Here is a 15,001-nt window from a genome sequence, read left to right on the forward strand (position 1 = left end):
TCCATGGAGACAATGCCCCGACAGTTTCAGAGCAACCTTAAACGTACCGACGCAAAAGGACCCTTATCATGCAGATCGCAGAGAACACGGTAGTAGCGTTTCATTACACCCTGAAAAACGACGCTGGCGAAGTCCTCGACAGCTCTGAAGGTCGTGATCCGCTTTCCTATCTGCACGGTTCTGGCAACATCATTCCGGGCCTTGAGAAGGAACTGGCTGGCAAGACCATAGGCGACACGCTCCAGGCACGCGTTGAACCCAGCGAAGGCTATGGCGAAGTACAGCCCTCTCTGGTTCAGGAAGTGCCGCGTGATGCCTTCCAGGGCGTTGAAGATATCCAGCCGGGCATGCAGTTCCAGGCACAGACTGAAGGCGGCCCGCTGCTGGTCACCGTCACCAAGCTTGAAGGTGACACGGTCACTGTTGACGGTAACCATCCGCTCGCGGGTGAGACCCTGAACTTTGACGTCAGCGTTGAATCCGTACGTGAAGCCAGTGCTGAAGAACTCGAGCACGGCCACGTGCATGGCGAAGGTGGCCATCAGCACTGATTGCCAACGCCCAGCGTTTAAAAAGGCAGCCTGCGGGCTGCCTTTTTTTATGTCTGTCCTTTTCTAACCTTGAGGGTTCGTCACGCTTGAAGTGCCGGGCTCGGGGGTTTCAACGCCAACAACAGAGCGTGAGTCCCCTGAATGCATACCCAGCTGTCGGTAGTTGGAGATCAGATGCCAGATCAATACGATCAGACAGACAGCAGCGAACCCCGGACCACTCCAGAAAAACCATGCTGGCTGATAGCAGGCAGCGATCAAGAGTATCGTTCGTCCGACGCTACCTGTGGCCATACCCACCAGACGCTCTACCCTGCCGGTCCTGACAAGTACCTCCTGAAACTCCTGCAGCAGCGCCATCAGTCGCCTTTCGAAGTCAAACACGAGTGTCACGATGACCAGCGCCAACGATGGCAGAAAAAGACGCTCGGGCTGATAAAGTGACAGGCCGCCCGAAACCGACAGGATCAGGATGATTTCCATAAGGGGGCGCAAATAGCGCTGCCTGACATCGACATGTCCCATGGCTTTGGAGACCCGGCCCGAAAAAATACTCAAGAGGCGGTACAACATGACAAAAAACGCAGCCAACAAGGTTTGATGTGCATACAGCAAAGGCAGCGTGGCGGCCGCAGAAATAATGGCGGCCAGAGCGAGTCCTGCCGGGGACATGCGCAGGGTGAGAAGCTGATACGCCGTCCATGCCTCAATGGAATGGCATGAACGGCGCAGATGATTGATCAGATGAGACATCCTCTGTACCAGAAGGCAAAAGAGGCGTTATTGTAGTGATGGGCGACTGTGGCGTCGATATGGCTCCCGGCTCAGTTGTATCTGCACTCGAAAACGGCCAGAAAGCGATTATCACAGCTCGCTTTGGTGCCAATATGGAGCGTCCCGGCAATTCTGGGATCCAGCTGCTGGCCACCACAAAGGGTCATGCCCGCACTGGCGGCCATATGAGGCAGCACAATATTGCGAAGCGCGACCCCCTTGTGAGCATCGTTGATCACCTGATCGATGACCATCTCGTTGTTTTGCGCCAGGTGGCCATGCGTCATGTACACCACACGTCCGCCATCACGACATAGTGAAATCGCACGAAGCAGCAGTGACACCAATCGCTCTGAACGCTGACGTGATGTCAGGTGACGTCCGATCAGGGCAGGAATATCCAGCAGTACACGATCAAAGCTTCCTATCTCTTCCAAAGACAGCCGCTGGTCGCTCAGACGCGTCATGACAACGTTTTGCGGCGTGCATCGACGTTCAATACTTTCCAGAGAGAGCGCCCCCATGATGTTGGCAACCAGCTCACCACGTTCGTCCAGTTCGCTGGCAATCAGCTGCATGCGCTGCTGACCAGAGCCATACATGTCAAGAACCCGATGATGAGGTTCAATATCAAGCAGTGATATCCCATGGCCATGTGAGCGCGTACAGATTGATTTCGCCGAAATAAAATCATCGACGGCAACCGATGTCATTGGAGGAGGCATTGCATCAGCTGCGGGGGCCGAGAGCCCTGAATATTGGGTGTCCATACCAGGTGATTCCTGAAATCAAGATTTTGATCGGCGTCCTGCCAATCGCTTACCACCGTAATCGTATAATATATTTATATGTCTTGTACAAGAAATGTCGGCCTCTCAAGCATCAAAACGTCATGCCAGGATGCATGGACGGTTCTTTTGATGAATAAAAAAGGGCCGACACCACGACGGTATCGGCCCTTTTTACGAAGCAGGAAAATCAGGGGGTTCGCATGGCAAGCGCATTAACGTCGAGCGCTCGGCGAGACTGCCAGTAATGGCGGGTCCAGTAGGGGTTATCCAGACGGGAAATCTTGACACCCCTTGAACTTGAGGCATGCATGAACCGGCCATCACCAAGATAGATACCCACATGGCGATCACCGCGCCATGGCCGGAAGAAGACCAGATCACCGGCCTTGAGCGCCGTTTTATCGATGCGACGCCCGGTCAGCACCTGGCCCGCCGTCGTGCGAGGCAGGTCGAAATTGAAGCTGTCCCGAAAGATCTGCTGAACCAGTGCCGAGCAGTCGATACCACTACTGCTTTCGCCACCGTATCTGTAAGGCGTCCCCTGCCAAGTGTCGTATTCAGCCATCAGCGCGGCCTCTACATCGAGCGGATAAGCATCCTCGGGAGACATGTAATCATATCGGGGAGACTGACCCGAGGTTCTTCCCGCTTTCGCTTTCGACGTTTTGACCGTCGAAAAAGAAAGCATGGCCATGTCCTTTGCACCATCCTGTGAACCGGGTTGCGATGCTGCACACCCTCCCAAAGCCAGACAAACCAGACCACTCATGATTATTCGCCGCATGTATACGGCCCTTTTTGTTGATCGAGCACTGGAAGCATCCTGAAAGTGTTGCGTGTCAAAGAGATAAAGGCGTCGGGCACAACGCATTCAGGATGTTAAGGAATCTGGTCGAAGGTGGCGAGTATTAAAAATTAATCAAACCACCCTTGTTGTGACCAAAGTATTAATCGAAATTCATACAAAAGTTACCAAACAACATCAATCCGTTACTTCTGAGGCCACTAGTGCAGGATTCGTTCGTCACCCGGCAGTGTGTCTGCATGAAGGGGCGGCCATCGCCTCGCCTGGGTGCCGGGAAAATCAAGACTTGCCCAGCAGCCCGCCAGTGGCGGCAGCCCGGTCTGCCACGCGGTCATGGCCTGATTGAACTCTGAAAGAAAATGCTCTCGCTCGGGGGTCGCCACCATGAAAAAACTGTACCCCGCCAGCATGCCCTTGCCATAAGCCCACCAGTCGCTGTAATGATGAGAGGCAAGCTTGAGCGCCTGATTCAGATAATGATGAAACTTGTCAGCGCTCAACCAGCCCATCTGCCGCCCGGCAGCGGCAAGATCTACCAGTTGCGCGATGTCCCACGCGGCCATGTCGATGTCGTTGCAGTGATGATCGTTTTTCAGAACGCGTCGCAGTCGCTCCAGATGAACCCCTTCTTCTTCACTGCGTCCGGCCGATTCAAGAACGGCAATCTCCTCCTGCAAACGACGTCGATTAAGCGTGTACGGCCCGTAGTTGATCAGATATTCCTGCCGGTCTCCGGCCTCGACCAAGAAATCGAGGAAGCGAATCAGCGGCGCCGTTCCCTCGATTCCATAGTGGCTATCGAGCCAGTCACGGATATCACTGGTCTGAGTACCGTACTGCGGCTCAGGCTCACCCCAGAGTGCAGTATTGAGCGGCCCTGACAGGGAAAGCGCCGTAAACCGGGACAACGATGGCCGCTTGCCCGGCTCTCTTTGAAAACCGGTTGGTGCGGTCAGCCAGTGAAAGGGACTGCCGGGATCCTGCCGGTGCCATTCGATATCCTCGACCAGAGACTCCTGAGTGCTGTCCTCAGGCAGAGCGCGCTCCCAACGCACCCAGGCTTCCAGCATGGCATCCACGCACAGATAGTGACGATCAAGCGTGGCAGCAAGTCTTGTGTGATAGCGCGCCAGCGTTTCGGTCTCACCGTAGTCGGCGCTTTCAAACATCTGGAGGTGGAAAGCATATTTTTCAGCCATGATGATCGTGGCCGAAACCGAGGCGCAGCTCGCCAGCCGCGGGCGGCAGGCCAGCAGCTCTGGAGACGGGATGCCAAAGGGTGTCTCGACTGCCGGCAGCCTGCCATGAAGTGCATCCGAGGCCAGCTGATTGAGATGATGTACCTGCCCTGGCATCCAGAAGCGCGACAACCCTGCCACACCCTCTTCCTGCCGCCAGTCCAATACCTCGTGGAGATACTCTCGGCTTTGCTGTCGCTGCTCATCGCTGACGGCGGGCGCCAGTGACTGGCGATACAGCAGATCCGATTCCCTGACCGAAGCCACGGCGAGTGCCCAGTGGCGTGCGCTGCTTCGAAGCTTGCGAATCATGGTGCGTGAGCGGTCGCGAAGATCGTCACCGAGCAGTTGATGCAGCGGTATCTGCCAGGGGCTGTCATCGGCCTCCAGCAACAGCTGCCAGTCAGTGGTGAAGCTCTCCATCAGGTCGAGCCCTTCATGCAGGCTGCGACCGCGCTGCCAGGCCAGAGCCACCTGATGCCAGCTGTCGTAGCGACGAGTCAGCAGATCCACTCCGTGTGCGGCAAACCCTCTGGCTTCCTCCTGATCCAGCCACCCCATGGCCATGCCGGCCCAAGCCAGATCCACCAGACGTAACCAGTCCCAGGCCGCCACATCACGCGGCTGCCCCTGTATGACAAAAGCCTCGAGCGTGGCAGCGTAGGTAGCCTGCGGCGCCATCTGCGCATGCCATTTCAGCCGCTGGGCGGTGGTCATGGCACCAAATCGCTGATGATCCAGTTCCCAGCCATGGCGATGCCCCTGCCCCGCCAGCCATAGCAGCATGCGGATGAGTTCATCACGCTCCTGAATCGACCAGACATGACTCAGGAAATGACCGGTACGCTCACGCTCCAGCGCGGCCGCCGACAGGCTATCGATCATGATGGGAGCAAAGGGAGCACGCGCACGCCAGATGACGCTGTCGCCCTGGTCAGGCCAGGGTGGTTGAGCAAGGCTTCCCTGAAGCCAGCTCAGCCATTGTGAAAGTGCCTGCTCGTCCAGCCACTGCGCATTAAAGGCCAGCACCAGCATGGTGACGGCTTCATCACGTTGCGCCTGATCAAGGCGCCCGATCATTTGCCATCCTAGGGCGCCGGGTTCATCGATCTCCATACTGCGCAGGCGAGCAAGGGCACGGGACACACTCATGCCACGCTCGGGCGGCACCTCACGATGCCAGCCGTGGCTGGCCAGACGCTGGGCACACCAGATCTGCAGGCTCTCTTTCAAAAAATACCTCATGAGACAAATATTCGGTCATGCCGTTACGGGGCGATCCATATTGTAACCTGAACCGCCCCCTTGTCTCAGCGGGGTTCCTGCGGATCGGCCATTCGCTCGGCGTGAGTCTTGTTCCGCGCAGGCGCTGCAGGCAGCATCCAGCTCAGAATCCAGCGACGTATCCGAACCACAAACTGCTCCTGAAAGAGAATACAAAGACAAACGGTCAGCAACAGATATACCGGGTAGAGCCAGATGGAGCTGCTGCCCGCCGCTGCCAGACACAGACGCAGATTATCAGCGCACAGGGAAGGCTCGCCCTTCAGGATCTGTTCGCTTCGGGTGAAAATGACATAAAGCGGCACGTGCAGGGCAAACATGGGCAACGATGCCCCGCCCAGGCGCCCGGCAAATTTGGTCAACCGTTCACTGTCCGGCATGGGGATATGCACGCACAGATAAATCAGTGCCATTTCAGCGGTCAGCAACAGTCCGTTATGCAGCAGGTAATACCAGGCGCGCCCATGCTCGAGCAGCCAGATCGCCACCAGACAGCACACCACGATATAAAGCACCAGCGTCAGCTTGCCGCGCAGATTCAACAATTTGCCGGCATTTTTCTGCTGCATGTAAAAGGCACACAGCAAAATGCCGGCGATGAACTCGGGCAGACGAATGATCGGATTGCGATGCAGGATGCCCGTTTCCGGCATATCAAATGGCGTGAAGGCGATCACGATCAGAGGCGGCACCAGATAGATCAGATTGGTGATCAAAATGGCCAGCCGCGTTCTTTTGACCTTCATGAGCCTGGGCGCGATGAAGGGGAAGGTCAGATAGAAGAAAAACAGTGCCGAAATGGACCAGGAAGGCGGATTGAACGTCAGGTAATACGGGTTCCAGGCATGCAGCATGAACACGTTAAGCACGACATTGAACCAGAGTTCGAAGTCGCCCATGGTGTGGCGCAATGCCTCGGGATTGACGATGCCGGTATCGTTGTTGACGTCATAAAGCACGAAGCGCAGTGACGTGCCGGCATCCTGCGCCGTCAGGGCCAGATAGCCAACGCCTGCCGAGACCGCCATGGCCAGAAGACACGACCCGATATGAATCGGATAGAGATTGGCAAATCGTTTGGTCATGAAGCTTCTGGCCGGCTCGCGCATCTCGTGTTTGTCATTGAGATACACGTGCGCCAGCAAAAAGCCGGACAGAATAAAAAAGGTACTGGTCGAGAAAAAACCAAGGTCGGTGACATACCCCGACCAGCTTCTGATCGACGGATAGTTGTGCAGGGTATGAAAGATGACAATGTAGAGGCCGAGAAAGAATCTCAGCCACTCAAGCCCAATAAAACGCTCTTTGGAAGAGGCCATGATATCCACTCAAAGCACTGACGTAAGCGGGGCAAATCCGCCATGCCTTTTGGCAGATGACTGACAGATGCCGGTTTGGCAAGCAACATACGCAGCTCTCGTGCCAACGTCCACTCCGGAGGGTCATAATATGTTAATCGACAGGCCTATAAAAAACCCCGGCGAGGCCGGGGTTTTCCGTTGTAGAACCAATACGATCCGTTAATTGCCTCAGGCCGGCTGGGTGTTGGCCTCCGGGTTGCGACTCCAGACGCGATGCTGGCCAAGCAACGTTTTAAAGTCATCGAAGATGGCATCAACACTGTCACCCGTCAGCACACCCTCATCCATTCTGATATTGGCCGCTTCCAGAAGGTCCTTGCCCTCACCGACGGCAGCAATCACCTTCAGATGCTTCCAGGCTTCCTGCGGATAGTAGCGACCCTGGCCGCTGGCCTTGAGCGTTTCAATGCTCTGGGCGCCACCGGCGATCAATACCGCATCCATGGTGACTGACGGCAGCCCGTTGAGCATGGCATCAGGTGTCAGGGTATTGCCATTGCTCCCTTTCACCGGCGCCATAGTCGGCGCAATGATCATGCCCTTTGCCCCTTCCGCCTTGAGCTTCGACTGAAGCGCCGTGACCTGATCAAGATCAACACCGTCCGCCACCAGAATCGCCACCTTGCGGTATTTGATGTTGCCGGGCAGACGCGCCATCAGACTCAGTGCCGGCGACTCGGTCAGCGTACTCCTGCCCAGCTCTTCTACCGAGGCCGGCTTCTCCGTGGGCGCTTCGATGCCATGAATCTCGCCAACACGACGCGCCAGATCCAGATCGATATTGGGCAGAATCTGCTGGATCACACGCTCACGGATCCAGGGACGCTCAACCTTGGAGAGTTCAAAACCGTAGGCCTGAACGATGTGTTCCTTTTCCACATCTGTCTGGCTGTTCCAGAACAGCGTCGCCTGCGAATAGTGATCGGCAAAGGATGTACTACGGCCGCGAACCTTGTGGGCATCGATGCGCTCGTTGACCGATTCAAACCCGCCATTTTCCGCTGCCGGCGGCGTTTCACGCGGCCAGCCATCGTCGATCGAGTTCGGCTCGTAGGAGGCCTGCCCCTTGTTGATCGTCATCCGATGGAAACTGTCACGCTGATTGTTGTGCACCGGCGTGACCGGACGGTTGATCGGAATTTCCTTGAAGTTTGGCCCGCCCAGACGCAGCATCTGGGTATCCAGATATGAAAACAGACGCCCCTGCAGCAGCGGGTCGTTGGTAAAGTCGATGCCCGGCACGATATGGCCCGGGTTAAAGGCGACCTGCTCGGTTTCGGCGAAATAGTTGTCCGGATTGCGATTGAGCGTCATTTTGCCCAGCGGCGTCACCGGCACCTGCTCTTCGGGAATCAACTTGGTGGCATCCAGGATATCGAAATCGAACTTGTGCTCGTCTTCTTCCTCGATGATCTGGACCCCCAGCTCCCATTCCAGATAGTCGCCATTGCTGATATCGGTGGCCATCTCGCGGCGGTTGAAGTCAGGGTCGCGCCCCCACAGCAGCTGAGCCTCGTCCCAGATAAAGGAATAAGTGCCGGCCAGCGGCTTCCAGTGAAACTTCACAAAGCGCGACTTGCCCTGCTTGTCGACCAGCCGGAAGGTATGAATGCCGAAACCTTCCATGGAGCGATAGCTGCGCGGAAAGGCGCGATCCGACATGGTCCACAGCACCATGGCGGCCGACTCCGGCATCAGGGACACGAAATCCCAGAACGTATCGTGCGCCGACTGGCCCTGCGGGATTTCGTTGTGCGGCTCGGGTTTTACCGCGTGGACAAAGTCGGGGAACTTGATCGCATCCTGGATAAAGAAGATCGGCATATCGTTACCGACCAGATCCCAGTTGCCTTCCTCGGTATAAAACTTGGTCGCAAAACCGCGCACGTCACGCACGGTATCGTTGGAGCCGCGCGAGCCCTGCACGGTAGAGAAGCGAACAAAAGTCGGCGTTTGCTGGCCTGCCTTGAAAACGGCGGCCTTTGAATACCTTTCGGCCTCCGGATAAGCCTCAAATACCCCATGAGCGGCTGCACCTCGAGCATGCACGATGCGCTCGGGAATACGCTCATGGTCAAAGTGATTCATCTTTTCGCGAAAGATGAAATCTTCCATTAGTGTTGGGCCACGCTCACCTGCCTTCAGGGAGTTGTGGTTATCGGCAATGCGTACGCCGTTATTGGTACGCAGGTCATGCCCTTCAGCATCGTTGCGAAACTGCTCGAGATTTTCGTTTTTGCTCTGATCGCTGGTCTTGAAATCAGTATCGTGCGGGCCATCCGTATTGGATGCGCTATAAGGATTATTTGCCACAGTCCATGCTCCTCATCGAATACGGCAATGAAACACTGCCGGTCTGCCTGTCCATCGGCGGCGCTTTTAAAAGCGCTCGATAACCATCCGGTCAGCGCATGAAAGCACTGACCCATCCATTCATGGCGTCTTGAAGGCCTTAAGCGTAGGTAAATTTTTCGGCATAAAAAGGGCCGATCATCGACTATGTCGCCAAAACTTATCCTGTGAAGGTTTTGAGAGTCATCGCCCATCCTCCCGCCATTGACGACCTGTGACTCCCGCCACCATGCAGACATAAAAAAGGCCGCCGGGGTCACCCGGCAGCCCTTGAGCCTTCCTTTGATACTCGTCTATCTGTTCAGCAGTACCTTGAGATGATGCTCGACGCGTGCACCGTAATCCTGATCGGCGGAGTGACACTGAATGATGATGCGCGCCCGGACGCTCTCATCGACCTCGGTCAGATCATGCGCAATCGTGGAGGTCAGACGCTCGCGCTCTCCCTCATCAAAGAGGCGATAGAGATCACCGGCCTGAGAGAAGTTATCCTCATCGGTATTATCGTAATATCCCACCCAGGCATTCTCTTCGAGTGGCATCGGGGGTTCGCTGACAGCAGCCCTTGGGACCGGGGCGCCCTGTGACATACGATCGTTGGGATAGAAGTTGGTCCGTGAATACTGACCGCCCTCACCCTCGTCACGCCGGGTACCGGCCATGAATCCGTCACGCTGATAGTTACGAACCGGGCAACGCGGCTGGTTGACCGGGATCTGCTGATAATTGACCGTCAGGCGGTAGCGATGGGCATCAGCGTACGACCACAGTCGCGATTGCAGCACGCGGTCGGGAGAGGCGCTGACCCCGGGGACGAAATTGGACGGGCTGAACGCCAGCTGCTCGACCTCGGCAAAATAGTTGTCCGGATTGCGATTGAGCTCAAGCTGCCCGATCTCGATCAGCGGGAAGTCGGCCTGCGACCAGACCTTGGTCAGATCGAACGGATTGATGCGATAACCGCGCGCCTGCTCTTCTGTCATGACCTGCAGCTTGACGGTCCAGGAAGGAAAATCGCCCCGCTCGATATGGTTGAAGAGATCCGCCTGATGATGATTGACCGGCAGCGACTGTGCCTCTTCAGGCGTCATGTTGCGAATGCCCTGGTTGGTCTTGAAGTGCCATTTCACCCAGACACGCTGGCCGGCGTCATTGTAAAGGCTCAGCGTATGCGAACCGAAGCCGTGCATGGTGCGATAGCTATAGGGCATGCCGCGGTCGGATTTGAGAATCGTCACCTGATGGAAGGACTGCGGATGATTAGCCCAGAATTCCCATTGGTTCTGCTGGCTGGGAAGATTGGTGCGCGGGTCCTTTTTCTGGGTATGAATGAAATCGGGAAACTTGCTCGGCTCACGGATAAAAAATACCGGCGTGTTGTTGCCCACCAGATCAAAGTTGCCTTCATGAGTGTAAAACTTGACGGCAAAACCGCGCACATCCCGAATGTTGTCAGCAGAATCCTGACCACCCGCCACGGTTGAAAAGCGCAGCGCCACCGGGGTTTCAGTATCTGCACCGCGTAGAAAATCGGCAATGGTCAGATCGGAAAGATCACGTGTGAGACGAAAGGTACCAAAGGCCGCGCTACCTCGGGCATGAACCACCCGCTCGGGAATCTGTTCACGATTGAAATGGGCGAGCTTTTCAAACAGACGCCAGTTATCAAGGGTCAGCGGCCCATTGCGGCCTGCAGTAATGCTGGCATCATCATTGGGGACGGGCGCACCGTTGGCCGTGGTGTAGTAAATGGGGGCTGGATCGGTCATTGATTGTATTCCTGTATGAGGCTTCAGCAGGCGATAAATTTACACAATCAAATAACGGAGTTTTAATGGCCTTTCCCAATTTGAGCGATTGCCAATACTGTATGGACACCCCATTCAAAAACTGAGCTGTCAGGCTTTGATGCAACGTCGCTGCTACTGCGGTCGTTTCGGACAAAAGGCCGGATGCGACGACGCCCGGTAGCACCGGGCGTCGAGGGGAAGAATGATTCGTCAGGGTCAGACCTTGCCGTTCCCCTTGCCCTTGATCAGAGAGACCAGCCACAAAAGAATCACCGATCCAATAACGGCCACCACCAGCGAGCCGATGATGTTGTTGGAGCCGATGCCCAGCATGCTGAAGATGGCACCACCCAATACGGCCCCCACGATACCAACAACGATGTTGCCGAGGATACCGAAGCCGCCGCCACGCATGATCTTGCCGGCAATCCAGCCTGCCAGACCGCCAATGATCAGCCAAAGAATAATGCCCATGGTCTTCTCCCTGATAACCACCCTGCTTGAATGTAATGCCCTTGCCCCGGCCGGGGAGCCTGCAGATCACGTGCAGTGCTGACTTGACTATAGACGCTCAATGCCATGTTACCAATCACATTGCATTCAGGCGTCGTGACGAGCAATTCGCTACAATCGACACCATCCATTCGTCAACGATCATGAACAAGGACAATCATGCCGCTATCGCTGCCCGGTTATGCCGGTGACTGGCTTGAACGCAGCCTTGACAGGCAGGTGCGTCTGGCAGTCACGGGGCTGTCGCGCGCCGGCAAGACCGCCTTTTTGACTTCGCTGGTCAACCAGCTGCGCCATGCAGGCCTCGATGCCCGACTGGACATGATGAGCTGCGCGCGCGAAGGCCGGCTGCTGGGCGCGCAGCGTCAGACCCAGCCAGACCTTTCCGTGCCCCGCTTCCCCTATGATCAGGCGCTGGCCTCACTTGAAAGCACGCCGCCCGATTGGCCTTCGCCCACCCGCGGCATCAGCGAGCTTCGCCTGCTGATTCGTTATAAAAGCCGTACCAGCAGCCGTCATTTCCTGGGCGAGCAGCGCACCCTGACGCTGGACCTGATCGACTATCCCGGAGAGTGGCTGCTTGATCTCCCCATGCTGCGTCAGAGCTATCAGCAGTGGTGCGAAGCGTTTGGTACTCAGCTTGTCGGACGCCGGCGGCGATTTGCCGAAGGCTTTTTGCAGCGCGTCAACGATCTGGACCCGGCCGCCACGGCCGATGAGCAGCAACTGGCCGACATCAGCGCCGAATATGCCCGCTCGCTCAACAGCGCCCGCAATGAAGGCGGCTACACCTGGGTACAGCCCGGGCGCTTTCTGCTGCCGGGCGAACTTGATGGCGCACCGGTGTTACAGTTCTTTCCGCTGCCCATGGAACAGCTGGGCGACCCGTCACAGCTTTCCGAGCTGCCGTCTGACAGCAACTATCAGACGCTTGCGCGGCGCTTTGAGCACTACAAGCGTACCGTCATCGGCCCCTTTTACCGCCAGCACTTTCGCCGCTTTGATCGCCAGATCGTGCTGGTGGATGTGCTCTCGGCGCTCAATGCCGGGCCTGACGTGTTCGATGACCTGCGCCACGCCATCGCCACCCTGATGCAAAGCTTTGACTACGGCAGCCGCAGCCTTCTGTCGCGGCTTTTCAATCCACGCATCGACCGATTGGCAATTGCGGCCACCAAGGCCGATCACGTCACCCCTGAGCAGCATGACAATCTGCTGTCACTGGTACAGGCGTTGATGGCCGAACCGTTGCGGGATCTACGCTACGCCGATGTTCCGGTCAAATCGCTGTCGCTGGCTGCCATTCGCGCCACTCAGGCTCGCACCGTCGAGCAGGACGGCAAGCGTCATCCAGCCCTCAAGGGCACGACGGAATCGGGTGAGGAAATACTGATGTTCCCGGGCGAAGTGCCCTCAAGACTGCCGGATGCCGACTTCTGGCAGCGTCAGGGTTTTGACTTCACCGCTTTCCGGCCGGCGCCACAGGGTTCGGGAGAAGCGCTGCCCCACATTCGCATGGACAGCGCACTGGACTGGTTACTGGGAGACAAGCTGCGATGAGTGATCCACGTCCGGGCCGACGCTTTGATGTCCAGGGTGATACCACGACCACCAAAACCTCTGAAGCCTCGGCCTTCGAACAGCACTTTGTACCGGTAGACCCGGCGCCCGGCGCGCGCTATCAGCTGGACAGTGTGCACCATCCACTGGAAGACGAAGCGCCCCCCGAGCAGATCGACAGCGCCCTTGACCATGCGCTGGCAAAACCCAAAAAGCGGCGCTGGGGGCTTTTAAGCGTACTGGCCGGCACGCTGGTCATGGGAGGTGTGCAGGCCGTCGATACCTTCCAGAACGCCTGGTTTGGTGGCGACTGGGTCAGCGGCGCCTGGAGCGTGCTGGGGCTGGGGGTCGTCACGCTGGCCGGTACGTCGCTGACACGCGAACTCGTACGTCTCAAGCGACTGCGCCGGCATGCGCGACTGCGCGAGGATATCGATGCCCATATCATGGACACCCGAATCGACGGCGAACACATGCAAAAGCTGTGCGACCGTCTACGTGTTCAAATGGGCCTGAGCCATCGCGACCCGCACTGGCAGGATTTTCTGCAGGCCCATCAGGCCCATCACAACGCCCGCGAGACCCGTGATCTTTTCAATCACTATGTGCTGGCCCCGCGGGATGCCAGCGCCCGGCGCCTGATCACCCGCATGTCGAGTGAAACCGCGCTGCTGGTAGCCATCAGCCCGGTAACACTGATCGACATGGGTCTGATGGCCTGGCGCAACCTGCGCATGATCGACCGTCTGGCCGCGCTGTACGGCCTGGAACTGGGCTATGCCAGCCGCCTGCGTCTGTTTCGAGCGGTGCTGGCCAACATGGCATTTGTCGGCGCCAGTGAAATCGCCACCGAAGTGAGCATGGATCTTCTGTCAATGAATCTTGCCAGCCGTCTGTCCAGTCGTGCCGGACAGGGTATGGCCAGCGGTCTGCTGACAGCACGGCTGGGCATTCGAACGCTCAGAATGCTGCGCCCGCTGCCGTTTGAGGATGACCGCGCCCCGAAGCTTGCCGACCTGCGCCGCCAGCTCTGGCAACAGATGAAGCGCGTCGATGACGGCAAGGCCAGCGATGAGAAAACTGATCGAACCTGAAATCTTTCGCCTCGGAGATCGGCGATCAAAAACCGATTCCCGGGGCCAGCAACGATCCGGGCCTCATGCTAGAGCGCAAACAGCTCACGCAGTTTTACGGCCACACCAGCTTCGGTATGCGATTTAATCAGCTCTGCGTCAGGAGCTCGGACAAGCAACTCCGGGTGTGCGTTGCCCATCGCAAACGCGCGACCGGCGTTTTGCAGCATGTCCGTATCGTTAAGGTTGTCACCGAAGGCCACGGTACGCGATATCGGAATATCGAGCTGCGTAGCCAGACGCGTTAGCATCTGCCCCTTGGAGGCTTTCCGGTCCATCACTTCCAGCGAATTTTCAAGTGAATAGGTGATGTGGGTACGCTCGTCGAATTGGGCACGAATACGCGCCTCGATGTTCTTGAGCAATGCAGGATCGCCGATAAAGAGCACCTTGCCGACCTGTTTTCCGTCAACGTCGGCCATGTTGACCACGTCATAGGTAAATCCGGTGCTTTCATGAAAGGCCAGCAGCTTCGGCTCGGGCGCATCGATCAGCCAGCGGTCGCTGGTGTAGAGATTGATGCGCACCTCCCCGGGGATATCCATCTCCAGTAACGCCCGCACGATGTCGCGGGGCACCAGAATTTCATGGATCAGTTGATCGTCCGGGCCATGTAGATGCGCCCCGTTGGCCGAAATGATGTGCGCATTGACTCCCAACTGACGTCTGACCTCGCGAATATCCTGATAGTGCCGCCCGGAGGCAATGGCCAGCGAATGGCCCTGGCGCTCGAGCGTCTGAAAGGTGTCGATGGTGATGTCATCAAGGCCATGATCGGCGTTGAGCAGTGTTCGATCCAGATCGGTCACGATCAGATGAGGCGTCATGCAATCTCCTGTCTACGATAAG

General features: G+C 57.1%; 12 protein-coding genes. 3 read left to right on the forward strand and 9 right to left on the reverse strand.

What is annotated here, in order from left to right; genetic code table 11:
* Positions 1-68 precede the first annotated feature (68 nt).
* Positions 69-551: an FKBP-type peptidyl-prolyl cis-trans isomerase gene (locus B9H00_RS01990; RefSeq protein ID WP_086899248.1), complete on the forward strand. Its 483-nt coding sequence runs from the start codon at positions 69-71 to the stop codon at positions 549-551.
* A gap of 63 nt (positions 552-614) precedes the next feature.
* Here the strand turns inward: B9H00_RS01990 and B9H00_RS01995 are convergent, their stop codons facing one another.
* From B9H00_RS01995 to B9H00_RS02030, 8 genes are all read right to left on the reverse strand, one after another.
* On the reverse strand, positions 615-1,076 hold the full coding sequence (locus tag B9H00_RS01995; RefSeq protein ID WP_147376530.1) for a hypothetical protein: 462 nt from the start codon (positions 1,074-1,076) through the stop codon (positions 615-617).
* 299 nt (positions 1,077-1,375) lie between these two features.
* On the reverse strand, positions 1,376-2,095 hold the full coding sequence (locus B9H00_RS02000; protein WP_120211662.1) for an RsmB/NOP family class I SAM-dependent RNA methyltransferase: 720 nt from the start codon (positions 2,093-2,095) through the stop codon (positions 1,376-1,378).
* Between the two features lie 208 nt (positions 2,096-2,303).
* Complete coding sequence (locus tag B9H00_RS02005) at positions 2,304-2,804, reverse strand: NlpC/P60 family protein (protein ID WP_236944335.1); 501 nt, start codon at positions 2,802-2,804, stop codon at positions 2,304-2,306.
* A 317-nt stretch (positions 2,805-3,121) separates the two neighbouring features.
* Complete coding sequence (locus B9H00_RS02010) at positions 3,122-5,392, reverse strand: DUF1266 domain-containing protein (RefSeq protein ID WP_169713410.1); 2,271 nt, start codon at positions 5,390-5,392, stop codon at positions 3,122-3,124.
* Between the two features lie 77 nt (positions 5,393-5,469).
* Positions 5,470-6,762 (reverse strand): acyltransferase family protein, encoded by a 1,293-nt coding sequence (locus B9H00_RS02015; protein WP_086901647.1) that lies wholly within the window; start codon positions 6,760-6,762, stop codon positions 5,470-5,472.
* Positions 6,763-6,972: 210 nt separating this feature from the next.
* A complete protein-coding gene (gene katE / locus B9H00_RS02020) occupies positions 6,973-9,117 on the reverse strand; it encodes a catalase HPII (RefSeq protein ID WP_086899253.1) in 2,145 nt (714 codons plus the stop codon).
* A gap of 332 nt (positions 9,118-9,449) precedes the next feature.
* Positions 9,450-10,925, reverse strand: a complete 1,476-nt coding sequence (locus B9H00_RS02025) for a catalase (RefSeq protein WP_086899254.1) — start codon at positions 10,923-10,925, stop codon at positions 9,450-9,452.
* Positions 10,926-11,162: 237 nt separating this feature from the next.
* A complete protein-coding gene (locus B9H00_RS02030; protein WP_086899255.1) occupies positions 11,163-11,420 on the reverse strand; it encodes a GlsB/YeaQ/YmgE family stress response membrane protein in 258 nt (85 codons plus the stop codon).
* A 198-nt stretch (positions 11,421-11,618) separates the two neighbouring features.
* On the opposite strand from B9H00_RS02030, the gene B9H00_RS02035 reads away from it, so the two are divergent.
* Both B9H00_RS02035 and B9H00_RS02040 read left to right on the forward strand, forming a co-directional pair.
* Entirely contained in the window at positions 11,619-13,019 is a 1,401-nt protein-coding gene (locus tag B9H00_RS02035; RefSeq protein WP_086899256.1) for a YcjX family GTP-binding protein, read from the forward strand.
* Positions 13,016-14,113 carry a YcjF family protein gene (locus tag B9H00_RS02040; RefSeq protein ID WP_086899257.1) on the forward strand — a complete coding sequence of 366 codons (1,098 nt, stop codon included), beginning with the start codon at positions 13,016-13,018 and terminating at the stop codon, positions 14,111-14,113. The genes B9H00_RS02035 and B9H00_RS02040 overlap by 4 nt, the downstream gene beginning before the upstream one ends.
* A gap of 68 nt (positions 14,114-14,181) precedes the next feature.
* Here the strand turns inward: B9H00_RS02040 and B9H00_RS02045 are convergent, their stop codons facing one another.
* Positions 14,182-14,979, reverse strand: a complete 798-nt coding sequence (locus B9H00_RS02045; protein ID WP_086899258.1) for a Cof-type HAD-IIB family hydrolase — start codon at positions 14,977-14,979, stop codon at positions 14,182-14,184.
* Positions 14,980-15,001: the final 22 nt, after the last annotated feature.

The organism is Kushneria marisflavi (genome assembly GCF_002157205.1).
GTDB classification, from domain to species: Bacteria; Pseudomonadota; Gammaproteobacteria; order Pseudomonadales; family Halomonadaceae; genus Kushneria; species Kushneria marisflavi.